The organism is Roseibium sp., assembly GCF_965216085.1.
GTDB lineage: Bacteria > Pseudomonadota > Alphaproteobacteria > Rhizobiales > Stappiaceae > Roseibium.
On the sequence record NZ_OZ244138.1, the window covers coordinates 876427 to 900526 of the forward strand.

General features: G+C 52.7%; 22 protein-coding genes. 6 read left to right on the plus strand and 16 right to left on the minus strand.

Features of this window, described 5'->3' with window-relative positions; all coding sequences use genetic code 11:
- Positions 1-76 precede the first annotated feature (76 nt).
- Entirely contained in the window at positions 77-853 is a 777-nt protein-coding gene (locus tag ACOOFE_RS04100; protein ID WP_247653858.1) for an ABC transporter ATP-binding protein, read from the plus strand.
- Complete coding sequence (locus ACOOFE_RS04105; RefSeq protein WP_420413777.1) at positions 850-2115, plus strand: ABC transporter permease; 1266 nt, start codon at positions 850-852, stop codon at positions 2113-2115. The genes ACOOFE_RS04100 and ACOOFE_RS04105 overlap by 4 nt, the downstream gene beginning before the upstream one ends.
- Before the next feature lie 30 nt (positions 2116-2145).
- Here ACOOFE_RS04105 and ACOOFE_RS04110 read toward each other — a convergent pair whose 3' ends face one another.
- The 8 genes from ACOOFE_RS04110 to ACOOFE_RS04145 all read right to left on the minus strand — a co-directional run bounded on the left by ACOOFE_RS04110 (position 2146) and on the right by ACOOFE_RS04145 (position 9139).
- A complete protein-coding gene (locus ACOOFE_RS04110; RefSeq protein ID WP_420413778.1) occupies positions 2146-3252 on the minus strand; it encodes an isocitrate/isopropylmalate dehydrogenase family protein in 1107 nt (368 codons plus the stop codon).
- Positions 3253-3261: 9 nt separating this feature from the next.
- A complete protein-coding gene (gene otnC, locus ACOOFE_RS04115; protein ID WP_420413779.1) occupies positions 3262-3909 on the minus strand; it encodes a 3-oxo-tetronate 4-phosphate decarboxylase in 648 nt (215 codons plus the stop codon).
- Positions 3906-5138, minus strand: a complete 1233-nt coding sequence (gene otnK / locus ACOOFE_RS04120) for a 3-oxo-tetronate kinase (protein ID WP_420413780.1) — start codon at positions 5136-5138, stop codon at positions 3906-3908. Before otnK ends, otnC begins: the two co-directional genes overlap by 4 nt.
- Complete coding sequence (locus tag ACOOFE_RS04125) at positions 5135-5932, minus strand: N-acyl homoserine lactonase family protein (RefSeq protein ID WP_141185254.1); 798 nt, start codon at positions 5930-5932, stop codon at positions 5135-5137. Before ACOOFE_RS04125 ends, otnK begins: the two co-directional genes overlap by 4 nt.
- Entirely contained in the window at positions 5929-6219 is a 291-nt protein-coding gene (locus ACOOFE_RS04130) for a putative quinol monooxygenase (RefSeq protein ID WP_420413781.1), read from the minus strand. Before ACOOFE_RS04130 ends, ACOOFE_RS04125 begins: the two co-directional genes overlap by 4 nt.
- A 14-nt stretch (positions 6220-6233) precedes the next feature.
- Positions 6234-7517 (minus strand): TRAP transporter large permease, encoded by a 1284-nt coding sequence (locus ACOOFE_RS04135; RefSeq protein ID WP_420413782.1) that lies wholly within the window; start codon positions 7515-7517, stop codon positions 6234-6236.
- Positions 7514-8044 (minus strand): TRAP transporter small permease, encoded by a 531-nt coding sequence (locus ACOOFE_RS04140; protein ID WP_420413783.1) that lies wholly within the window; start codon positions 8042-8044, stop codon positions 7514-7516. Before ACOOFE_RS04140 ends, ACOOFE_RS04135 begins: the two co-directional genes overlap by 4 nt.
- Before the next feature lie 81 nt (positions 8045-8125).
- Positions 8126-9139, minus strand: coding sequence for a TRAP transporter substrate-binding protein (locus ACOOFE_RS04145; RefSeq protein ID WP_141185258.1), 1014 nt, complete (start codon positions 9137-9139; stop codon positions 8126-8128).
- 177 nt (positions 9140-9316) lie between these two features.
- Between ACOOFE_RS04145 and ACOOFE_RS04150 the strand changes: the two genes are divergently transcribed.
- On the plus strand, positions 9317-10354 hold the full coding sequence (locus ACOOFE_RS04150) for a Gfo/Idh/MocA family protein (protein ID WP_420413784.1): 1038 nt from the start codon (positions 9317-9319) through the stop codon (positions 10352-10354).
- Positions 10347-11021, plus strand: coding sequence for a GntR family transcriptional regulator (locus ACOOFE_RS04155; RefSeq protein ID WP_420413785.1), 675 nt, complete (start codon positions 10347-10349; stop codon positions 11019-11021). The genes ACOOFE_RS04150 and ACOOFE_RS04155 overlap by 8 nt, the downstream gene beginning before the upstream one ends.
- Before the next feature lie 2 nt (positions 11022-11023).
- Here ACOOFE_RS04155 and ACOOFE_RS04160 read toward each other — a convergent pair whose 3' ends face one another.
- The 8 genes from ACOOFE_RS04160 to ACOOFE_RS04195 form a co-directional block, all read right to left on the minus strand.
- Positions 11024-11614 (minus strand): hypothetical protein, encoded by a 591-nt coding sequence (locus ACOOFE_RS04160; RefSeq protein ID WP_420413786.1) that lies wholly within the window; start codon positions 11612-11614, stop codon positions 11024-11026.
- A gap of 164 nt (positions 11615-11778) precedes the next feature.
- Positions 11779-12945 (minus strand): hypothetical protein, encoded by a 1167-nt coding sequence (locus ACOOFE_RS04165; RefSeq protein WP_420413787.1) that lies wholly within the window; start codon positions 12943-12945, stop codon positions 11779-11781.
- A 122-nt stretch (positions 12946-13067) separates the two neighbouring features.
- Complete coding sequence (locus ACOOFE_RS04170; protein ID WP_420413788.1) at positions 13068-14222, minus strand: lipid II:glycine glycyltransferase FemX; 1155 nt, start codon at positions 14220-14222, stop codon at positions 13068-13070.
- Positions 14222-15454 carry a hypothetical protein gene (locus ACOOFE_RS04175; RefSeq protein WP_420413789.1) on the minus strand — a complete coding sequence of 411 codons (1233 nt, stop codon included), beginning with the start codon at positions 15452-15454 and terminating at the stop codon, positions 14222-14224. Before ACOOFE_RS04175 ends, ACOOFE_RS04170 begins: the two co-directional genes overlap by 1 nt.
- 214 nt (positions 15455-15668) lie before the next feature.
- Complete coding sequence (locus tag ACOOFE_RS04180; RefSeq protein ID WP_420413790.1) at positions 15669-16784, minus strand: GNAT family N-acetyltransferase; 1116 nt, start codon at positions 16782-16784, stop codon at positions 15669-15671.
- A gap of 12 nt (positions 16785-16796) precedes the next feature.
- Positions 16797-17984 (minus strand): glycoside hydrolase family 5 protein, encoded by a 1188-nt coding sequence (locus ACOOFE_RS04185; protein WP_420413791.1) that lies wholly within the window; start codon positions 17982-17984, stop codon positions 16797-16799.
- Between the two features lie 5 nt (positions 17985-17989).
- Complete coding sequence (locus ACOOFE_RS04190) at positions 17990-18823, minus strand: WecB/TagA/CpsF family glycosyltransferase (protein WP_420413792.1); 834 nt, start codon at positions 18821-18823, stop codon at positions 17990-17992.
- Positions 18824-18916: 93 nt separating this feature from the next.
- Positions 18917-21049 carry a GumC family protein gene (locus ACOOFE_RS04195; protein ID WP_420413793.1) on the minus strand — a complete coding sequence of 711 codons (2133 nt, stop codon included), beginning with the start codon at positions 21047-21049 and terminating at the stop codon, positions 18917-18919.
- A gap of 185 nt (positions 21050-21234) precedes the next feature.
- Here ACOOFE_RS04195 and ACOOFE_RS04200 point away from each other — a divergent pair, with 185 nt between their 5' ends.
- Positions 21235-22749, plus strand: a complete 1515-nt coding sequence (locus ACOOFE_RS04200; protein WP_420413794.1) for a hypothetical protein — start codon at positions 21235-21237, stop codon at positions 22747-22749.
- A gap of 2 nt (positions 22750-22751) precedes the next feature.
- A complete protein-coding gene (locus ACOOFE_RS04205; RefSeq protein WP_420413795.1) occupies positions 22752-24098 on the plus strand; it encodes a lipopolysaccharide biosynthesis protein in 1347 nt (448 codons plus the stop codon).
- Positions 24099-24100: the final 2 nt, after the last annotated feature.

A 24100-nucleotide genomic window follows, 5' to 3' on the forward strand; every position in this document is an offset into this window, starting at 1 on the left:
GCGGGCTTGGTCCGCTGCATCTCCAGGGTTGGGCTACCGGGAGTGTAACGTGCCGCTGATACTTGAGAATATTTCGATGCGCTTCGATCTGCCGAATGGCAGCTCCATTCAAGCGCTCAAAGACGTGTCCCTGACATTAAAAGATGGTGAACTGCTGTCAGTGCTAGGGCCTTCAGGCTGCGGCAAGACGACGTTGCTGAACATCCTAGCAGGGTTTTTAGCGCCGACAGAAGGCCAAGTGGTGCTGAATGGCGATGTGGTCACCGGCCCGGCTCCTGAGCGTGGCATGGTGTTCCAAAAAGGGGCTCTATTTGAATGGATGAATGTCCGGTCAAATGTTGATTTTGGGCCGCGCATGAAAGGCATGCCTAAAAAGCGGCGGGACGAAATCACCGACCACTTGTTGGAAATCGTCGGGCTGCAGGACTTTAAGGAAAAGGCAGTTTATGAACTCTCCGGAGGGATGCAGCAGCGTGTAGCGCTGGCCAGATGTCTTGCCAATGAACCCGATGTGATCCTGATGGACGAACCTCTCGGAGCGCTCGACGCTTTGACCCGGGAAAAGATGCAAGGACTGGTTCTGAAACTTTGGAAGGAAACCGGCAAAACCGTCATTCTTATCACTCACTCGGTTGAAGAAGCTTTGCTGCTTGGCGAAAGGCTTTTGGTGATGGCACCGCGCCCGGGGCGAATTCATAAGGAATATCAATTGCCTTTCGCCGATAGTGCGGTGAACGCGGATCTGCGAGCTGTGAAAAAGCAGAAAGGCTTTTCAGAAACGCGAGATGAGATCCTTAATATGATCTGGGAAATGGAAGAAGAGATCATGGGCCGGGCGGAGGCTGCCGAATGACCATTCTGCTCGCCTATATCGCGATCTTTATCGCCGCATTTCTCATTGTCCGGTTCATAACGGTCAGGCTCGTGCACCGGATCGACTTCACCAGTCTGAAGACAGTGACTTTCGGCGATGAAAGCGCCGTCAAAGCGAACCGCGTTGCTTCAGTCATTTCTGTGTTGGCGGTGTTCTTCATCTGGGCAGCCTTCACAGGGTCCAAGTTAACTCCGATCCATGTTCCAGGTCCTTTTCTCGGTACGACGGAGTTCACGTACACTGCTGAAAATGCATCTGGAGCGACAGACAGCGCAACAGTGACAGTTGTCGTTCACAAGTTGGACGAGAAGGTGGAGCTGCCTGAACCAGCTCCAAGCGGCGGTTTTGCCCAGAACGACGTCGATAGTGTTGCTGCCTGGCGCAGCGGTTTGATCAAGGTGAACCGCAATGACACCGGTTACAAAGAAGATGGCTTCAAGATTATCGCCATTGACGGACAGCCGATTTCTGTCGGTTCTCCGGTAGAAGTTACCGACGGCTCTGTCGCTCTAACAGCAAAGGGATCGTTGAATTTCACACCGAACAAAGGCATGCAGATGGAGCCGATCTGGCTGCCGTCACCTGAAGCTGTCTGGAACCGTTATGTCGAAATATTTGGCGAAGGATATCAGGGAATTACCCTAGTTGAACATCTTGGATGGTCGCTACTCCGCGTCTTTGCAGGTTTTGTGCTCGGCAGTCTGATTGGTATCCCGCTTGGCTATGCCATGGGGCTGTCCGGTTGGTTCCGTGGCTGGTTCGATCCGATCGTTGAATTCATGCGACCCGTTCCGCCGCTGGCTCTCATCCCATTGGTCATCATCTGGTTCGGTATTGGTGAGTCTGGCAAGATCATCTTGTTGTTCCTCGCCGCTCTTTGGATCATGACCATTGCCGCCCGCGCTGGTGTGTCGGGTGTCAACATATCCAAGGTCCATGCAGCCTATTCGCTTGGTGCCTCAAAACTGCAGATCCTTATGCATGTGATCGTGCCGAACTCGCTGCCCGAAATCTTTACCGGTGCGCGGGTTGCCATGGGTGTTTGCTGGGGAACGGTTGTTGCTGCCGAACTGGTGGCAGCAGAAAAGGGAGCCGGCAAGATGATTGTGGCGGCCAGCAAGTTTCAGCTGACCGACATTGTGATCATGGGCATTGTACTCATCGGTGTGATCGGTTTTGCCATTGATGTTCTGATGCGCCGCGCCGAGAGCTGGCTTGTTCCTTGGAAGGGGCGCAGCTGACAATCATCCTTCACAGTGAGCCGCGTTGTACTACTGCGCGGCCACTTGTGCGGTTTCGGAAATGACGGAAATCAGTGTTTTCGTGATTGCACGTGTTCCCATGTCACCGCCAAATTCCATCGGCCGCAGCATGTTGTTCTGAAAGCCTGTTTCGACCGCCGCGTTGATAAGGTCGGCCGCGTCCGATAGCGCTGGTTGGTCTTGAGTTTCAGCCAGATAATCCAACATCAAAGCACCGCTTAAGATCGCTGCGAGTGGATTGGCCTTATCCTGCCCCATGATATCCGGGGCGCTGCCGTGCGCTGGTTGAAATAATCCATTCTTGTCGCCGATTTCTGCGCAGGCAGCCATGCCCATCCCCCCGACGAGGCCTCCGGCGAGGTCCGACAAGATATCGCCGAACATGTTTTCCATCACCAGCACATCGAAGTCCCAGGGCTTGCGGACAAGATCCAAAGCTTGCGCGTCGACATAATTGTAACCCACTGCAACATCAGGATGGTTTTGCCGAACCTCATCGAAGATCTGACGGAAGAAGGCGAGGGAGGTGAAAACATTGGCCTTGTCGACACAAGTCAGTGTGCCGGCACTGCCCTTGTCCCGGCGTTTGCGGGCAAGGTTGAAGGCAAATTCATGCAGCTTTGTGGTCGTCTTGCGGGTAATACGCAGGACGTCTCGAACTTCGTCGTCATTGGCGAGCAAAGTGCGGTTGTGGGTGGCCGCGGAGTAAAACAGTCCTTCGGTCGACTCCCGCAAAATAATCAGGTCGATGTTGGCCGCGCGCGGATCGGCCAAGCGCTGCGGGGCATTCGGATAGGCTTTCACCGGGCGGACACCGGCATAAAGCTCGAACCTGTCGCGGAGGCGCAAGTGTGGTGATATTTCCGTGCCATCGGCATGGCGGATTGAGGGCAGTCCGATGGCTCCAAGAAAGATCGCATCGGCAACTTCGGCCCGCTCTTCACCACCAGGTTCTATATCGCGCTCGTTTTCCTTGTAATAGCCAGCACCAGCTTGGATTTCGTCGTACTGGGGGGGGAGCTGACCCGTCTTGGCAAGAGCAGCCTCAACAACAGCCATTGCAGCTTCGGCCACATCAACGCCGATCCCGTCACCTTTGATTAGGGCAATTCTCATGGCCGGTCCTTAAGTCCAATCTACATCAAAACGGTCTATAACCCGGGAAATCTGATCCGGGGTTAGGGATGCCACCGGCAATCGGTGCAGGAGCACGGCAAGACGGGCGTTGGCTTCCAGTTCTTCCATCGCAAAAACAGCAGCTTCCAAATCCTTACCCGCAACAACAGGACCGTGATTAGCCAGCAGCACTGCTGAGCGTGTTCCAGCCAACCCCCGGACAGCGTTGCCCATTTCTGGATCGCCGGGCACGAAAAACGGCAACAGTTTGACTTTGCCAAGTTGCATGATCCCATAGGCCGTCAATGGTGGAAGCACATTGTCCGGATCAATGCCGGGTAAGAGGGAGAGGGCAACCGAATGACAAGAATGAAGATGAACCACGGCTCCGGTTGCGGCTCGTGTTTGATAAAAAGCCGAATGAAGCGGCATCTCTTTGGTTGGTTTGTCGCCCGATAGAAGGGTGCCGTCTTCTGAGAGGTGGCTGATCCGTCCTGGATCGAGAAAACCCATAGATGAACCTGTTGGTGTCACCAGCAGACTGCCATCGCTGAGGCGCATGGAAACATTGCCTGTTGAACCATGGGTTAGGCCGCGGTCAAACATTGATTTTGCCATCTGTGTGATTTTTTCGCGGGCCTGGGTCGTCTCACTCATGCGGTCTTCTCCAGAATTTCCAGAGCTTCTGAGAAGAAGTCCGGACCACCAAAGTTTCCGGATTTCAGCGCGAGCGCGAGTGGTTGGCCGGAGACTTTCAGTGCCGGAACACCAGCCGCAATTTTGGGGCCGATTTCTAACGAATCTGCTTTTAGTCCGGAGACGACAGCACCGGAGGTTTCTCCTCCGGCAACCACAATGCGATGGACCCCGGCCTCTGACAAGGCAGCTGCCAGCTTGTGAAACAAGGTTTCAATCGCTGCCGCGCTTTCATCCCGCCCATGAATTCGTTGGGCTTCCTTCACGATCGTTGGGTCGGCTGATGTAAAAAGCAGGGGCGGTGTGTCTTGTTGCATTGTCCAATCGACAATTTCGGCAATTTCGACCTTACCGTTCATGATGTCACCAGCAGCCAGTTCGCGGAATGGCGCCTTGGTCTGGTACGTCGAGACTTGTTGTCGGGTTGCATTCGAACACGAACCGGAGAGCACCGCCGCTTTGCCGCTGCAGCCGTTCCAGCGACTGCGGTTTTGCGATGAGGCCAAGTTCTCGGCAAGGCCAAGCGCAATACCCGAGCCACCCGCGACAAGCTTTCGGTTTGCGGCTGCCTGTCCAATGGTAATGAGATCGGCGTCGCTGACTGCATCGACAATAAACATGGTTCTAGATTGGCTGCTGGTCGCAGTCAGGATTGCTGCCGCACCGCTATCGACTACGGATAAGGGGACATGACCGATCTGCCAGCTGGTTTGGCGGGTAAGGACGCGCCGGATGTCAGGATCGGTCATTGGCGTGAGCGGGTGATGCTGCATCCCGCTTTCGCTTAAAAGCTTGTCGTGGACAAAGAGATGCCCCTGATACACGGTCCGGCCATTTTCAGGAAATGCCGGGCAGACAAGCACCGACGTTTCGCCGAGCCGGTCGGCCAAGGCCTCTGCGACAGGACCAATGTTGCCGTCATCCGTGGAATCGAAGGTGGAACAGAACTTGAAAATGATCTGTTCGCAGCCTTGGTCGCTTAACCAGTCACAGGCTTCCAGGGATTGTTGAACAGCGTCGCGCGCCGGAATAGTTCGCGATTTCAAACTGATGACACCGGCACTGAAACCAGGATCCGCAGGGCGGTCCGGAATGCCAACATATTGAACGGTTGGCATGCCGCCTTCCGAAATCATCAGGGCAATATCAGAGGCGCCGGTAAAGTCGTCGGCAATGACACCCAGTTTCATACTCCGATCCCCTTCAATGGCCCATTGTCCAGCCGGACAATATGGTCCGGCCCATGAACCGGGAACAACTCCCGTACCAGTGGATCATGGCCTGGAACCACAAGATCAACGGAACTGGCGAGCGTTTGGATTGTTCTGAACCCGTCTAGCATTTCTTTCAGGTCAGCGACGATTGGGAACGGTTTTTCTTCCAAGAAATTCTCGTAAAAATGGGAGGCATCAGAAGCAAGACACAACCAGCCGGATGCGGTCATGACCTGAACGGCTTGCAGGCCTTTGCTGTGCCCGCCAATCCGGTGGACCAGAATACCTTCACGCACTTCCGAGCTGCCATTATGAAACACCAGGCGGCCGGAATAGAGCCGTTTGACCGCTTCGCACACATGCTCAGCCGTGAACGGGTGTTTCAGGGCGTCGTGACACATGCAAGGCCCAGTCGCATAAGTCATCTCGGCTTCTTGCAGATGAATGGTGGCATTGGGGAAATGCTTGAGCCCACCTGCATGGTCATAGTGAAGATGCGTGACGATGATGGTCGAAATGTTTTCAGTCGTAATGCCAAGTGGCGCCAGCGCTTCGGCCGGATTCATGAGGACGGGCCGGCCACGGTCCTTTCCTTCCTCATGGTCGTAACCTGTGTCGACAAGAAGAACCTCGTCCCCACGCCGTAGGACCCAGATGAAATAGTCCATTGGATGGGGAGCATCGTGATTGTCTTCAAAAATGAAGCTGTCTTTGCGCATGCGGGCATTTCTGTCCGCATACTTGACCGCATAGACTTCCCAGGGCGTCATTGGATCACCTGTGTAAAGGTCTGCACTGTCTTGTTTGCAACCATCGAAGCCACCTTGGCATCAAAGACCTTGAAGTGCCGAGTGAGAAGGTGTGCTCTGAAAGCCGCTTCATCGTCATAGAGCTCATAGAGGAAAACCTCGTGGAGTTTTGCCGGATTGCAACACACATCAAACTGCCGGCAGCCGGGTTCTTCCTTCAAGGATGCTTTTGCGTTGGCGGTCATGAGAGGCAGGAAGTCTTGGACGTGCTGTGCCTTGATCTCAAACATTACCGTAACTGCGAACATCGATTGCTCCCCTTTCATCGGAACAAATACACCATAGACATGGAGATGAACGGCAGATAGGTCACTGCCAGGAGAGCCGCGATCGCCGCGATGTAGAGCGAGGCCATATTGCGGGCAATCGATAAGACACCGACGCCAGAGATCCGTGAGGCGACGTAGAGCGTTGCTCCAACTGGAGGCGTGAACAGCCCGACGGCCACGTTACAAGTCATGATGACACCGAGATGCACCGGATCGACACCAAAGGCTTTGGCGGTCGGTAGGAACAGCGGTGCGGTCAACAAGATCGCAGGAACCGGATCCAGGACAAGTCCGAGAACCAAGAGCACGATGTTCACCAACAACAGGAACATCCAGGGGCTAGACGAGAAGTCCTGAACAAAGCCGACCAGGATCTGAGGCATTTGTTCCAATGTGATCAACCAGCCAAGAACAGTTGTCGCGCCAATCACAACCATAACCACGGCGCTGGTCACGAAAGAGTCGACCATCAGTCGGGGTAGATCACGCAGTTTAAAGTCCCGGTAGACCACCGTGGTGACAAACAGACCGTAGATCACAGCAAGCGCTGCGGCTTCGGTCGGCGTGACCCAGCCGGTAAAGATACCGCCGAGAATGAGCACCGGCATGAACAGCGCTGGGGCAGTACCGATGAAGGATGACACCAGTTCATTCAAGCTTGTTGTGCGTCCGCCAGGATCACATTTGGATGTCTTGCCAACGTAATAACAGACACCCATGAACATTGCGCCGAACAGGATGCCGGGGACCATGCCAGCCAGAAAGAGATCGGCGACAGAAACGCTGCCGACAAAACCGTAGATCAGCATGGGAATGGACGGCGGAATGATAATGCCGATGGTGCCGGCCGCTGCCACCAAACCGGCGGCAAAGGCAGTGTTGTAGCCCTCGCGGGACATGTTTTTGATCATAACGGAGCCGATGGCGGCGGAATCGGCGATGGCCGACCCGGAAATGCCGCCGAAAATCATCGAGGCGCCCACCACGACCATACCGAGGCCGCCAGCCATGAAGCCGAAGGCGGCTCGGGCAAAGCCAATGATGCGAAGGCCAACACCGCCGCGGCTCATCATCTCGCCGGCAACGATAAACAGCGGAATTGCCAGGAAGTGGTTTGGTTCAACACCGCCAATGAAATTCAGGAACAAGGCCTGAAGCGGATAGCCGAGATCAAAGACAAAAATTGGCAGCACGGCTGTCAATAGGATGGCCCAGACAAGCGGAATACCCAGGAAAACCGTGGCCAGGAAAACCGCGACAACAAACAGAAGGATCATGTGACTGCCTCCCCGCCATCAGAGTGGGCGGCATGGGGAACAACCGGATTGCGCAGGTCGTATGTCATGTTGAACAGATGGAAAATCAGGCTGATGGTCATACCGGCTGGCATGGAGGCATAGAGCAACCCAACGGGCCAATAGAGCACAGTGGTTTTCTGCGCCCAGGTATGAACGGAGATGTGGTAGCCGGTGTAGATCAGGCTGATCAAAAGGGCCGCAATGATCACATCAATCAGGATCGACAAGCTGCGCTGGACGGATGTCGGCAGCAGTTTCTCAACGATCTCTGTGACCCGCATGTGCGCTCCGCGCGCAATAGCTGCCGAACATCCGATAAAGGTGCTCCACAGCAGCAGGAAACTGGTGACCTCAAGAGACCAGGCAAGGTCGAAACCGGCAAAGCCCCTTAAGGACGCGTTGCAGAAAACAAGGGTGATGATCGCGATGCCGCCTAGCGCCAGGCAAAAGTCGACCAGATGGCTGAGCCAGCGAAGCGCAGCCGGATAGTGATCTCGATAGTCCAAGGAATTTCCCTTTTAGGAAAAGGACCGGAACCTCACGGGTTCTACGTTGAGGTTCCGGTTCAGTTTGCCCCTACGGATTGGTCAGTTCTGGGCTGGGAGTGCTTCCCGGATCGTCGCCGCGTCGGCCAGGATCTTGTCGACGGCTTCGGCGCCGTAAACATCCTTTGCTTTCGCGTAGACCGGCTGAACCGCTTCGCGGAACGGCCCAATCTCCGGAACGCTGACCGACGCACCGTCTTCCTGCATTTCGGTCAGCTGGCTATCAACCGAACTCTTGACGAGATTCCGGCTGAAGGCTGCCGATTCCGCCGCTGCTTTCCGGATAGCTAACTGATCATCTGCCGAAAATGACTGCCAGGTTTTCTCTGCGACGGTTAGCGGTAGCGGGCTGTAAACGTGACGGGTCAGAGTGATGTTCGGTGCGACTTCGTAAAAGCGCAGCGACTTGATGGTGTCGACCGGGTTTTCTTGACCGTTCACGATACCTTGCTGGATCGACAGATATACATCCGTGATCGGCATAACGACCGTCTGGAAACCGATGGCTTCCATGGACCAGCGGATCATGTCGTTCGGGAAAACGCGCATTTTCATGGATTCGGCGTCTTTTGGAGACGTCAGCGGTTCGTTGGTTGTGAAGCTACGGAATCCGGCTTCCCAAGTGGATAATACGCGGAAACCTTTGCTTGGGAGTTTTTCAAACTCACCCTGTAGCCAGGCTGACTTGTCGTAAAGCTCCCAGCCTTGCTCGTAGGTGTCGACGAGGAATGGCATTGCGGTCAGGTTGAGTGATGGCAGGTGGGTTGCATAACTGCCCGTGGCTGAAACGGTGAAGTCGATACCGCCGAGTTGCAGCATTTCGATGGCTTTAGGATCGTTGGCGAGCTGACCTGACGGGAAGATCTGCACTTCATAGCGGCCATCTGTGTATTCGGCGACTTTCTCAGCAAACAGTTCAGCAGCTGCCTGACGGGATCCACCTGGGTTGTCGGTGTGGCTGAACCGCAGTTTTTCAGCCGCGATCGCACTGCTCATGCCTACGGCGAGTATTGCTGCGCCAGCCAGCAAACGGCCAAGGGATTTCTTGTCAATCATTTCAAACTCCTCCCACGGCCCTCGAGCCGTATTGATTTGCACATTTCATTGCGTATACGTAATTCAATCCCTTGTCAACGGCGACTGGGTCGACTATCAAGAATCCGCAAGGGGTGAATGCAGCTGCCTCGCAGCGAAAACCGCGAACCAGGCGCTCAATTGGCGCAGGAGGGAAAAATGAAGAATCGCGCCGAGCCGCTAAGGGTCGCCTGTTTGGGAGCGGGGTATTTTGCCGGATTTCACTATGAGGCCTGGCGCAAGATCGACCGTACCCGCCTGGTTGGCGCGTGCGATCAGGACCGGGATAAGGCAGTGGCCACGGGCCTGGCCGCGTTTACAGATTTGGCGTCCATGCTGACCATGGCGCGGCCAGAGCTCCTGGATATCATCACACCGCCGCAAACTCACTATGAAGCAATCAAGCTTGCCATCGACCATGGCGTGAACACGATCATCTGTCAGAAGCCGTTTTGCTTGTCTTTGGATGAAGCACAAGCGGCAACCCGGCTCGCTGAAGATGCCGGCGTTACATTGGTCGTCCATGAGAACTTCCGGTTCCAGCCGTGGTACCGGACGATCAAACACGCGCTAGACACCAATTTGATCGGTGATGTGCTTCAACTGACGTTCCGCTTGAGAACTGGCGATGGGCAGGGACCTCATGCCTATCTTGACCGGCAACCCTACTTCCAGGAGATGCCAAAACTTCTGATCCACGAAACCGGGGTCCACTGGATTGATACTTTCCTATTCCTTCTTGGCGAGCCGTCTGCCGTCTATGCAGATTTGCGCAAGATGAACCCGATCATCAAAGGAGAGGACGCCGGTTATTTTGTCTTCGACTACGACAACGGAGTCCGTGCGCTCTTTGATGGCAACCGTTTGCTTGATCACGCAGCTGAAAATTGCCGGACAACCTTGGGCGAAGCGCTGATCGAAGGAACTGAAGGGACACTCACTTTGACCGGAGACGGCTCGGTAAAGCTGCGGCGTTTTGGCGACCAGACTGAAAAAGACCTTCTGGCAGCCAAAAAATGGCCAGGATTTGGCGGTGATTGTGTGAAAAATCTGATTGCGCACGTTGTTGATGGGATTTTGGACGGAAAACCTCTCGAGAATCAGGCAAGAGAGTATTTAAGGGTCATTGCCATCGAACAGGCAATTTACGACTCCGACCGACAGGAGCGGAAAATCCGGGACTTCGCCCATGCTTGAAACCCCAAAACAAAAAACCATCACAACGCAGGCAATGGAAAAAATCCGGCAGCTGATTTTTGATGGCGAATTGGCGGCGGGGTCCGATCATCTTGAAAGCGAACTTGCCGGACGTTTGGGGATGTCCCGCACACCGGTCCGGGAAGCGACACTTATGCTGGCGCAACAAGGGTTGTTGGAGGTGCGCCCGCGCAAAGGCGTACGGATCGTCACCTTGTCGCTCAAGGATATGGAAGAAATCTATGCAGTCCTAACAGAGCTGGAGAGCTTGGCCGCCGAAGAAGCCGCCAGGCGCGGCTACAAGGACGTGGATCTGAGCGACCTTAAAAAAGCAATTGAAGCCATGGAGAAAGCGCTGGCCGACGAGGACCGGGAAGCCTGGGCCCTGGCCGATGACGCATTTCATACGGAATTGGTCCGCCTTGGCGGCAATTCGCGAATTCAGACCATCGTTGCGATGATGGCCAACCAGGTGCGCCGGGCGCGTGCCATGACGCTCTACATCCGGCCGCTGCCGCTCAAATCCAATGAGGATCACAGAGCTGTTTTTGATGCGATCCGAAAGGGTGATGCCAGTTTGGCGCGTGAGCGGCACCACAGCCACCGTCAGCACGCCCGGGAAGTGCTGATCGAACTATTGAAAAAACACAAACTGTTTCAGCTCTAGCCTCAGCCTGTTGCACGGGTTGCTGTGGGTCGAATTCTTGCACACAAGTGCTCAAACGTTGCCAGCAGATGGAATGTGCTCCAACACATAATGCCGAAAAATTTGGCGCTGTCTTCCAGGTAGACGATTCCCGCATCAACGCTGTGAAAAAACTGATCGACAAACATTGAGAGCCCGAGTGCGGCAGCGCCTAAGACCAAGATCCACCATCTTTGAGCGAAGATAAAACGCCAACTGACGGCAACATAAAGGGCAGCTAGAACAAGGTAGATAACCATTACCAATTCTTGCGGAACACCTAGTTTTGGCATGACTTTTTCATGAACCAGAAACATGTCATCGAGCCCTATCCAGCCGGACAGGCAACCAGCACTTATCGCAAAGCGCGTGAAGCGATCAGCACCGGAAACCAGCCAAAAGGCCAGTCCAACGACGAGGCAGACGGCAGCTGTTCCGATCCAAAAAACCAAACCGATGTTTGATATGAAACCATAATAGACATGGCAGCATTCGGGAGCCATTTCAGCAGCTGCTAGGGGATCGAGGAACATCCATTTCGTTTCGGCAAACGGCTGCAAAAACACGGCGGCCAAGAGCAGAACTGGAAACGCAAACATAATGAAAATCGCAGCACGGATCACTGTTCCTTCGGACACCGTAAACCTGCGGACGGTGTTGCGTTCAGCAATGATTTTGTCAGCGTCTGGTTTTGTCGTAATCATTTCAAATATGCCTTTCCTGGCACGAGGCTAAGCCGTCATGCCCAAGCTGCACAATTAATCCCGGTTTTCTGTCTTGCCGAAAACCACATCAACAAAGTGCTCACAACACCTGCAGCCAAATATCCAATTGCAACAGCTGTTAGCCCTACACTTTGATGTGTGGCGATCAACACGGCGATGGAAACGAAAAGAGCCAACACGAGTATCTGGAGGACGCGGTTCTGATTGCGCTTCATACCAAGAACTGCCGGGGCGGGACCAAACAAAGCCCGGATCGGCAAAGTTGCCATGATGATCATCAGAATCTCGTGGCCTTGCCTGAACTGTTCTCCAAACAATCCCAGCAGGAATGGACCGGCGAGTGCCACAGCGGTCCAGGCGGCAAGGGCGTAGACAAACGCCACCCTGCTGGATAGGCGGATGAGGCCTTGTGCTTCGCTGTCATTTTCGATTGCATTGGCTGCAAAGACCTTGGGCATGAGCAGGGAATAGAGCGCTTTCATGCCGAAACCTGCGAGCTGGCGTATACGAAAACAAATGTGCAGCAGTGCGATTTCAAACGATGCGAACAGCAGGCTCGCCAGCAAGATCTGAATCTCGATGAAATAGTCCCAAAGCAGCGTGATCAGTGCCCAGCTGGGCGCGATTTGCCACCATTTTTTCTTTTCTTTTTTGAAAGACGCTGGATCAACTGGGCCTGAGCCAGAGTGCCGCCGTAAGCTCAGCCACAAAAGACTAGCTGTGACCCAGAAAATGCAGGTTGCCGCAAGCAGAAATGTCCAGGTTTCGATGTCCGGAACGAAACCAGCAAACAAGACTGTCACCAGTATCACCAGCAAGGGGCGCAAGAGCATATCCGGCAATTGTCCGGCAAAAGGATGCTGTAGGCCGATCAAAATGCTGCTGTTGAAATAGATGAGCGCCATCGCCACGGCAGACGGAACGGCAAAGGTGGAAATCAGTCCGTATTTGTGAAGTTGACTGTCAGGCCAAATGGAAAACAACAGGATTGCCGATCCCGCAACGAGCAGGCCAGTCCCAAAAATCAGTTTCTGCCCATAGCCGATATAAGCTCGAAGCATTGCCGGATTGTCTTGTGAAGCATATTCGGCGGCAAGCATCGAGCCGATGGCGTGAAAACCGCACGGCAGCAGCACAGACAAAACACTGGCGATTGCCAGATAGACGGCGTAATTCGCCATTATATCCGCACCAAATTGGCGGGTGATCAAAAGCGTTGTCGCAAATATGCATAATGAACCTAGGATCCGCGCCCCGGTCAGGAACGCCATCCCAGAAAACAAACGGCTATTGAATACACTCCTCACGCTTGCCTCGAAGTGCTCGACACCTGAGCTGGCTTTGTCCGATTACGGTAGTCGTGAAGGATCCGGGCGAACTCTCCCTTCTTGCGCCGTGTAAAATAGAGCGCGTGCCCCAGTGCGCGCGCTTTGAGAGTGGCGCCAAAATGATAGTATCTTGGCGTTACCGATATTTGGCCGCGCTTGCCAACAAAGCCGCGTTTGAATTGATGCAAATGGCAATCCTTGTCGGCGCCGCCAAGGTCATACCAACGCACTTGTGGCGCAGCGACCAAGTGTTTTGAAATCTCCCAATGCATGACATAACCGGCCTTGAGAGGCAGAGCTTTGTTGTTGGTGGCTCCGTATAAATAAACCGCACGTTCGCCGCTTGCGTCGACAACGCCGCCTGCAATCGGTTCTCCGTTCTGTTCAACGATCAGGATCAATGGTCTCAACGCAGGTTCTTTGGCGCCCATCAATGCCTGCAACGTATTGATCGCCGACGTGTCGTGAAACGCCTTTCGATCCATCATGGCGTTATAGAGCTGCATGAAGGTCTTGAAGCCATCTTCGCCCTCTACGAAGCGTGCCGACAGTTCATTCTTTTCCGCCTTTTTAAGGTTGTAGCGCCACTTCTGCGACAGGCTTTCGCGCAAGTCCTTGAGCGACAGATCCATATTCACAAAATATCGGTCGGGTGATGCCAGCTCTTCACCAAGATGAAACCCGCATTGCTCCAATGCCTGCGTTTCAAAGCCTGATATTTCCGGATCGGCTCGCGGGAAAAAGCTCAGAAAATACCCTCCATCGAGCGCGTAGATTTGTTTGAGGGCGTCAATTGTTTGTTGAAGGTTCTTTGGATCGTCCGGCAGGCCTTTTCGGCGCCAAAGCGGGCCCCATTTGACGACTGCTATCCCGCCGCCGACGACCGGAAATCGCATTTTCAGAATTACCGCGGCGCTGACCAGTTGACCATTTTTGTAGAACGCAACGCGATCGAGTTGATGAGGGGCCCAGCGGAGGGCGTTGAAACATTCTGTCTGTTCGTGAAGCACATCGCGAAATTGAATAGCGATTTCATCCCACTCTGTTGGTGGAACAAACCTGGGCTCAAGACCGTCTAAATCATTGCTGATATCTGCCGTCGCATGCGGGGATCGTTGGAGTGCCGGCATCACAGGCACTCCTTGCGCATCACGACCCGAAAGAAGGCTGGTTGCGTGAACCGGAGCCGTGTTATGCCACCGATCAGAGGCAAGCTGTCACAGAGTGTGAAAAGACCTGGTAATCGGTCATTTTGGACAAACCCAACGTCAATATCTGTGTGCTTGAAGTAGGAATAGGCCTTACGGGCGGCAACCAATGCCTGCCAGAAGGAGAGTTTTCCTGTTTGCCAAGCTTTTTTGATGGAAGCCAGTTCGCCAGCCAGCCAACCGTAGGAAATTCCAACAGTCCCTTCTAGATAGGAAGTGGGGGAATTACGGCCCTCTGTCAAGTCGATCAAGCAGTCTCCAAGGCCAAGATTGCATTCCTCAGGCACAGCGTGATTGCCCGCAATACGCGGGTTTAGTTCAAGAAAATTCACATTGCCTGTCTCAGGCTCAACAAGATATTGAGCACATCCAATCCCAGTGTAGTTCAAGTTCTTGACGAGTGCTTTGGTGTGCTGCTTCAGCGCCGGGCATGGCGCAACCGTCTTGCCTTCGATTGCCAATCCAGATCCGTCAGGCTGATCTGTCCGGGTGATTTTCGCGTGAAGATAGCGATAGATTTCGCCGTCTTGGGCTGCGAAATAGATGTTTTCCCGCAATCCTGGCGAATGCCGTTGAACTAAAAGCCGGTAGTCACAATCGATCCAAATGGGATCGAGTCCCTTCAGGGCCTCCAAGTGGTCAACCGTGATGGCTTTTTGACCGTTCAACAATTTGCCGGTTTGAAGCGGGCGGATAACCAGAGGAAAGCCGATTTCCGCCGCAGAACCATAAAAATGCGTTTTACCTGACGTTTTGGCAAAGGGGGCTACCGGAATCGATAACTCCTTTGCTTCGGCAAGCAGGCTCTGTTTGTCGAGGCAGCGAAGAACAAGTTCACCATCTATTGAGCCCAATCTCAGGGGACGCGGTAACGTCAATCTGCCGTCTGCAAAAGCACGGATGACCGACTCCGCAACCGGATAGATGTCCGAAATATCAGGCCGGGATGCCAAGAGATGGTTCAGCTCTTTTTGAAAAACGTCTACTTCTAAGGAGTAGGAACTATGCCGCCAGACCGTATCAACATACCTGGAAACTTCTGCTCCGCGATCAAAACCATCCAGCCCGCAAACAATGTTATACCCACGCTGCTTCAGGCTGCGTGCGAGTATAAAAGTTGGCCGATAATTTCCCAACAGCAATGCTGCTTTCACGGAAGTTCCCCCAAGGTGATGAGTAAGTCTTTGGGTTTAAGCGCTTTCTTCTGTAAACGGAGTAAAAATCCGGGCTAATATCCATAAAATGAGTGATATGGTTACCCAACGGTATGTTTGTTTTGCCACTACGATTTGGGAGTTTCCATTTCACTATATTGGCGATGTTCACAATGCGATTACTCGACCGTCGCATTCTAAATCCAGACCGTGTTTAGTTAAACTTCGGCATCAGTTTCTTGAGAACACCGCGAATTGAACCTCGCGATTGATATGCGGAAAAGGCCAGCCGGCCGACCAACCCGGACGTCGAGGTCACATTGGTGAGAGGAATTCTATCGGCCCGAAACGATTGCTTGTAATCTTCATCACCAATGGTGAAGTCGAAGATCGTTCGGCCTCGTTCCGTCTCATCGCGAATTTTTTCACACAAGCCGATCAAGCCAAGAGAATATCGTTGATATTCATCGTTGTTCGAAAACCCACCGAGTAGGAACAAAAAGCGATCTTTGTGGCGCAATCCAAAATCGACCGACATGATCTGATCTTCAAATTTCCCAACGAATGTTGATGCAGTTCCCTGTTGGCTGCCCAGAACTGCAACATTTCGGTAAAACTCAAAATACTCTGGCCGCGAAAACAGGTCGCCCTCATAACGGGCGGCCCTCAACTCACGCATGAGATTGAACGCTTCGTCGATATCCTTTTCTTCGGTGAGTTCATGGAAGCTCAGTGTGCCGCAATCTTTTTCAAAGCCGTTCCGTTTGCGCCGCAACCCTTTGCGCATATTTTTAGAGACAGTTGTATTCATCCAATAGTCGTAATCTTGACCAATTATGGACTCGTAGGAGCTGCTGATGTTGGGAGTCTTCTCAGCATTCAAAAAAAGCCGTGCGGCATCAAAAACCCAGGGCGGCTGCTTGCGGAACAAAATTAAATCAAAAGGTTGGATGACTTTCAGGAGATCGTTTGAAAAACTGGGCGTTTTTACCAGCATTTCGAGGTTTTCGTCTGAGCCAATGACCGCATTGTAATCAGCGACACCGAGGTCAGCGGGCTGGATGATTTTTATGCCAAAATGACTTTCCCGTACAAGCGGGATTACAACGTCCGGAACTTGAGAGCCATGAAGATAAATCGTGACGATGATCGGCGTTGCGCCTGCTCCTGGCACGATCGTTCTGTAAAACTGCTCGAGCCACAATGGGCCTTGAAACGCCGTTGCGTTGGAGCGGTCAAACAGCTCTGAAAAGTGATCAGATGAAAAGTCGTAAGCCTCGCTTGTCTCGATCCGGTAATCGGAGACGTCGATGGCAGCTTGGCGGTTCATGAAACATGCACCCTATTGATTTTGGGGAATGGAGGCGTCTTTGGATTTCAAAAGCACTTTTAACGCTTCTTTGTCAGGTTCATGCGTCCTTGGATCCACTATTCCAAATCCGTCAGAATAATCCCAGTGCGTCCAGCCGATGCACCGTTCTTCCACTGCATTCACAACTGTACCCAGCCAGAACAAGCGGTCGGTTCGTGGAGCGTCGTAAGAAAGTACGCCGAATTCATTCACTACCACCGGACGGCCATGTTTTTGCGACCACCTTTGAACGGTGTTGAATGCGTTCTCGATGTCTTTGACGGTCCAGGGTTCCTGGAAAATCTGACGCACTTCTTCTACCGCATGAAAATGACCCTCTTCGGTCAATCGGGCAATCAGCTCGTCAATCCGTGGGTCATTGTCGCGGGATGGGAAAGGAACACCGACGGAAAGCCGGACAGGATCTGAAGGCGGATGCCATTCTGCGCCCTGATGGGTGAAGATGAACGGGTCGTAGAAATGGACTGCATAAATGACATTCGGGTCGTCTAAGGGATGAAAATCGGCAAGACTTTCATGTCGCATAGGCCCGGATGGCCCAACAACAAACGTATGACGAGGCAGCCATTGCCGCATCTTGTGAGCTAGTCTTTCTGCGTGGCTGTACCAAATTTCTGGTGTCAGGTCCGGTTCATTCAAAACTTCGACAGCGACGAATTCTGGGTTGGTATCCTGAAGAGCTTTTGCCAGAAAGCGCCAACTCTCCTCCAAGCGCCGGTAGCCCGCTTCCGTGTTAGTTCTGAGAAGCCGGTTGAAATCTCCATCCGGGTGGAAATCGATTGTCACTGCGTATCCGAACCCAGTCAGCTTTTCGATCACAGACAGGAACCATCTCGTGTACTCCGCCAAGTCCGCCGATCCAAAGTCCGCCCTGTTAAAGGCTGAGTGGAAAATCGGTAAACGGATATGGGTGAAACCCTGGCCAAAAAGCTCGCGCACGGTCGCAAAGTTGGGACGATATTCGATGTGGTCGGTATCCCAATTCGACAGGTTTACGCCCCGGGCCATTTTTGCCAGGAGCGGCGCATTTGCAAACGCCGGAAAGGTCTCCGCTGTGAAACAGTGATTGGCTGCTTGGCTGAAAGCTGGAGAAGAATTTGCCGCGATTGCCAGAAGGCCCGCACACAAACTGCGCTTGATCGGAAGAAGGAACCGCATACTGGTCAATCTTCAAGAAATTTAAAAAGCGCCTTGTGGTTTGTCTGGAGATATCTCGGCCCCAGTCGGCGCGGCTCAAGAATTGTTCTGTAGAGCCACTCCAAACCGAGTGCTTGCATCCACTTTGGGGCTCTTGAGCGCTTTAATGACAAGAAGTCAAATAGTCCGCCGGAAGTCTTAATGACACCGACATTTGTCAATTTGTTGAGGTTCCGCGATACAAATTGCTGTTCTCTGGGAACACCCATTCCAACCCACAAAAAGTCAGGTGCCAGTTTGTTGATCTCTGCGACAATTTTGTCTTCTTCATTTGCAGAGAAATAGCCATTCCGGCGGCCAGCGATCTCTAGATCCGGATAAAGCTCCACGGTCCGATTCACTGCAGCCTCATTGGACTCTTCATCGCTTCCGAGCAAATAGAACGATGCGCCGATTTTCTGAGCGATCTCGGCAACGTCGTGATAAAGATCTGTTGTTGCGACCCGCTCAACGTTCGGCAGCTTATGTTTGAATTTTGATAGCCAGACCATTGGCATTCCGTCGGCCAGAATTTGGTCGGCATGCAAGAACTCATCAAGCACAGCGCTGTCTTCACTGCACATCACGACAACCTGACCATTTGCCGAAGTCGAATAAAACGGTTTTGCAGGCTGACCCCGTTTGGCGAGAGCCTGGGCAATAAGTGTTTCGGCGGCCGTAGTGCGGTCGGTCCATGTAATCGGTAGTCCGCCAAGGGATTTTACCGGCAGATAAGAACGCGCCAGTTCAGCCAGGTGTTTTGCGTCTTCAGAACGTTCCTGGACACCCCGTGTCTGTTTTGATGTTTGCTGACCGTTCATGTGTTCCAGTGAGGCTCCCGAATATTTACATGCCTAGGAATACCAGTAGGGGATTAATGTTCGGCAAACACGTATGGTTTACGCGGGCAGACACTAAAGTAACATCCGGTGAATTTTGTTATGTGCCTTTGAGGAAAGCTCGCCTAACAAAGCCTTAGTTTGCGGGCTTTCAGGCTCTTGAGCAGATTCCAACAGTACGAAATAGTCAGCAAATTCCACTAATTTTTGCATTTGGCCTTGGTTTTTCACCGGTGGGGCATCAACAATCATACAAGATTCTCGACCGGAGTTGCTTACCGAAAAGCCCTCAACGATCTCCCAGATCGACCGGCGGTTTCCAAAGTGTTTCGCAGTGATCTCAGTTGGATTGACGATCGATATCTGCTGACTTTTTGGGAAGCCCAAAGCATCCAGATCCGACCGATTCATATCACTCAGTGCATTGTTGGCCGTTAGCAAAAGGATAGGAACCGAGCGCTGTCCTGCGAGCGCAGTGAGGCCGAGCGCAAGGTCAGATTGCCCCGGGTGTGTAACTGGTGAGCTCAACACAATGACCGACCCGTGCCGAAGCATCTGATTGAGATCGCGCCGCAACGGCCCGTCTTCAAGTTGTTGAGCCATATCCATCGGATCAAGTGCTTCCTGATCGTCATACCGTTCAGCATTGTTGTGGTCTGAACTCTGGTGTGGCTCGGCCCGAGCATAGTCTGCATCTACATCCACAAAACCGATCTTCTGGATAGTCGCGTGTAGTTTCCGCGCCGATTTTTTTTGACCTGTTACGTGAGAAACTGCCGTTGTATGCTCTGCGGATCTCTTTGACCCGAATGGCAAAGCCGGTTTTCTCGAGAGTATTATTGGCGTAGCAAAAAACGTTTCTCGGGCTACGGCATACGCAACTGCAATAAACCCTGATAGCAAGCCGAAAACGATTGCTGCGAGGATAGTACCTGGTTTGCTTTTCTTCAAAGGTGGCAGAGCTGGGGACGCAATTCTGGCCTGTTCGGTTTCAAGTCCACTTTGTTCTTCCGTGGCTTTGAATCTGGCAAGGAATTCTTCGTAAAGTCGGCGGTTTGCTGCCGCTTCACGTTCCAAACCAGCCAGCTGCACCATGGCGCGCTCAGTTTCCAGCGCCGCTTGCTTTCGCAGCGTTAGTTCCTGTGTTAGGGCCTCCAGTGCGGAGGTACTACTATCCAAACGTTCCTTTTGGATGGCCAGGAGGCGCCTGCGTTCTTCTGCAATTTGCCGGTCGATGCCAGATAATTTGCTGCGTTCGGAGGTCACACGCGGGTGCCGGTCACCATATACCCGGCTGAACTCAGAAAGGGTTTGCAAAACCTGGCCGCGTTCACGGCGAAGTTCTACGAGCTGCGCGGCATCTGACTGCTCTGCTGCCGGAAGGACGCCAGACCCGGTGCGGATTTTTTCATGTCGTGCCCGGGCAGCTTCGGTTTGTGCTTTGGCAGCAACAATTTGTTCGTTCAGCGTGATCAGTTCACGTTGCAAAAGTGTACTGTCTTCAGTGACGTCAATGATGCCGTTCTCTGCTTTGAAAAGAGCAACCGCTTTTTCTGACGTCTCGAGATTTCCTTGGAGCACATTCAAGCGTTCCAGCAGCGACGACGCCGCGGTCTCAGTCGCTGACACCCGAGATTGCGTTTGACTGTCAACAAAAGCTTGCGCAACAGCATTTGCGTAAAGTGCGGATTTATCAGCGCTGTTCGAGGAAAAGGAAATCTCAACAATAAAGGTTGCGCCGACACGATCGACTTCCAGCTTGCGTTTGAAAGCCGCCAGCAGTTTCCGGTCATCCGATCCTGCTGAGCCGGCGAACAAGGGATCTTCTTTGACATTCAGGTCATCAAGCACCGGCTGCAGGAAGCCGTCTGAATGAACAATCTGAACGATACTCTCCAGGAATGCTGCGTCAGATCCAATTCCAGGCAGAACGTTTTCCGTCAACGTGACCCTGCGCTCCCTTGGATCAACCAGAACCAAAGCTGTAGCGCGGTACGGGAACGGATAGAGAGAAAACAGCACCAGAAAGACGAGCGTCAAAACTATCGTGACGATCGAAATCCGGACGAGATTGCGGCGGGCAAATGCCAAGAGTTCGGAAAAATCCACCAAACCCTGATCGAAAGGTCCGTAAAACCGATTGTCTTCGCGGGAGAAATCACCTTCCGAGGTATTTTTGTACCAGGCTCTACCTGGAATGGCGGTCATGTCAACGCGCTCTAGTCCCATCGAAAAGCACTCAAATTTATACGATTGTTAAAACGCCTAGGGGCGTAAGTTGTTGGTGGCGATGGTCAAAAAGTTAGCACTAATTCAATAACTATCCGTTAAACATACCAGGCTTCGGTGTGTATTGGTTCCTATCAGGTGCGTCCTCAAAGCTTGTCGTTTGTATGAGAGTTGCCGGTAAAAATCATTCTGTTCAGATGTCATTGCGGTTCCGAACCTGGAACCGCGACACCTTTGATGCATTGGGTGCATTGGCGGGTGGCTTTTTGCTCATTGGCATCTCTGTTGTTGGGCATTTGCTGTCCCCGTTGATAGCGATCCCATTGGCGGCGTTGCTCAGCGCATTCGTGGCAAATTACGCGCCGCGCACTGCCGTGATTAGCGTTATTGTCGCGCTTTTGTTTCAGAATTTGTTTGTTTCGCTGGTTTCACAACACCTCAGTGGGCCGGATGAATTCAAGATCATCCGGGGCTACAATTTCATTATTCTGGTCATGGTTTGGGTGACGATTGCGGCAGGATATTTAACCCGGCTACGTGGGGCAAACAGATCAATCGATAAGCTGATAAACGTTACGTCTTGCGTTATGGGGATCGTATTTTTCTATTTTTTGTTCGGATTCATTCAAAACCCGACACCAGCAGTTATTTATTTGCGGAACATTGTTTCGCCGATCATGCTTTTTCAAATAACAATTTTGGTCTTTTGCCGATTTGAGTTCCGGATTTCAGCAGCACTGTTCTTCATCTCTCTTATTTTTATCTTGTTGGGATACCTTGAGTTAACGTCGCGTGCAGATTGGCTCAATCTCACCGGTGGCAATAACTACTGGGAATTGGATATGCGCGGCGAGCGTCTTTCTCTGGAGTGGGACCGGGAAGCGCGTGAGTCGGGGCGAGTTACGACCAGTTATCTGGATGCTTTTAAAGTTGATTTCTTTAATACTCCGCTCCTGGATGGGCTGGATTTGCGGATCACCCGTCTTATGGGACCGAATATGCATGCGATCAGTTATTCCTATGCGGTCGCGTTTCTGTTGATTTTTACACTGTTCCGGGGCGCGCCTATAAGTGCTGCGCTGCTCTTTCCATTGCTGGTCTTTGCCAACGCGAAAGGGGCGCTCATACTTCTGGTCTTGGTGGGGGTAGGCTGGTGCGCATTTAGACTTTTTGGTGCACGATTGAGTTTTTGGGCAATGGGGTTGCTCCTAACGGTCTACACTTTGGCCGGTATCGTAGTCGGCCTTCAAATCGGTGATTTCCATGTTCTGGGCTTTATGGGCGGCCTGCATAATTTCCTGAGTTTCCCTTTCGGGCATGGTATAGGTGTCGGCGGAAACCTTGCGACGGATTTTACCAAACTCGATTGGCCTGCTTATCAAGCGCTGGGGCGAACGCCGGTTGCTATTGAGAGCGCTGTTGGTGTTTTGCTGTATCAGATGGGGCCGGGTGCGTTTATTCTATTGGGACTTTACGTCTGGATTGCGTGGCAAACGCTTCGAGTTGCATCTTATACTGGCAATTCACTTCACATTGCTGCGAGTTTTGCTCTGTTAACTGTACTTGTGAACGGAATCTTTCAAGAAGAAGCTCTATTTTCACCGCTTGCGCTCGGTCTCTTGATCACTCTCAACGGCATGGCGCTTGGCCAGGCTATCCGAAAAGGCTTCATTCCATAGGCATGAAAAACGTGTTTGCCTCTTTTACCGCTTTCGCCCGACGGGCCGAAGTGATGGGTGTCATTACGTCCATCGTAATAAAAGCCGTATCGATACTTTCTGCATTTTTGCTGTTCACCTTGAGCGCACGGGTCTTAGGGGAGGAGCAATTCGGGCAATTCGCCCTGTTCTTTAGTGCCGCATCCATGGTGTCGGTTGCTGCTGTCTTCGGCCAGGAAATGCTGATCGTACGGGTCTGGAACGAACACATTGCGGCTGGCCGTTTGGATCTTGTTAAAGGCGGAATTGTTTTCGGCCTGGCTGTCTCAGCAGCTGGTGGGGCGCTGGGCGCTGCGGTCATGGGGCTGATTATCTATTTCTATCATACTTTTGTCGCTGCACTCAGCGCCAGTCTGTTCGTGGCGATCGCCGTTTTTCTACTTTTTCTTTCCAGTCTTGCCCGATCAGTTGTCAGTATTTTGATGGGCGACGGGCAACGGGAAATGACAGCCTTTTTGCCGGCTAACCTTGGTCTTGGTGTCTGCCTTGCCCTGAGCTTGAGCCTTTCGGTTACCTGGGTTGTCAATCTGCTGACGCTTGGAATGTTGTTGGCTGTGGCTTTTCAGGTCTTCTATTTGCTGCGCGTCTTGCGAAGAACTCAGCCAGATATCTTCAAAAGCTCCTGCTCTTATACGCCGGAGACTTGGTTTCCGTCGTCGCTCCGGCTTTGGGGGGCTAGTATGCTGGAGGTGTCGAACCAGTATCTCGATGTCATCCTGGTAGGGTATCTTCTAGATCCGATTGCAGCCGGCGCTTATTTCGTAACAACGCGGCTTGCAAATGGATTTGCTTCGGTTGCCGACGCATTCAACACATTTGCTATGCGCCAGTTTCCTGAGCTCTATTACAAGCGCGACAGCGTAGGCCTTGTGCGTTTGCTGCAAACGCTCGCGCTCTTGACTGGATTGGCCGTAGTTTCCGGCCTGATTGTGGTTGGCTTTGCTGGGGATTGGCTCTTGCTGATATTCGGCGAAGAATACATGGGCTACTACCACGTTCTGCTGATCTTGTGTTTGGGGACCTCAGCGCTGGCAGCGACTGGACCTGCCGCACCGGTGTTGATGTTGACGGGGCACGAAGGCGCGTATCTTCGTATTGTTACAATCAGCGTTTTGGTGCGAGCGGTCGGATTTATATTTGTTGTGCCGTTTTTCGGGATTGTCGGCGCAGCGTTGACTACGGCAGTATCGCTTCTTGTGATGGCTGTGTTGGTCAGCATCAAAGCGCAAGTATCGACCGGTTATAATGTGACGGCGACACGTGTATTAACTGACTGGTATTCCGGTCGCATGAAGGTCAGAGAATCGTGAGA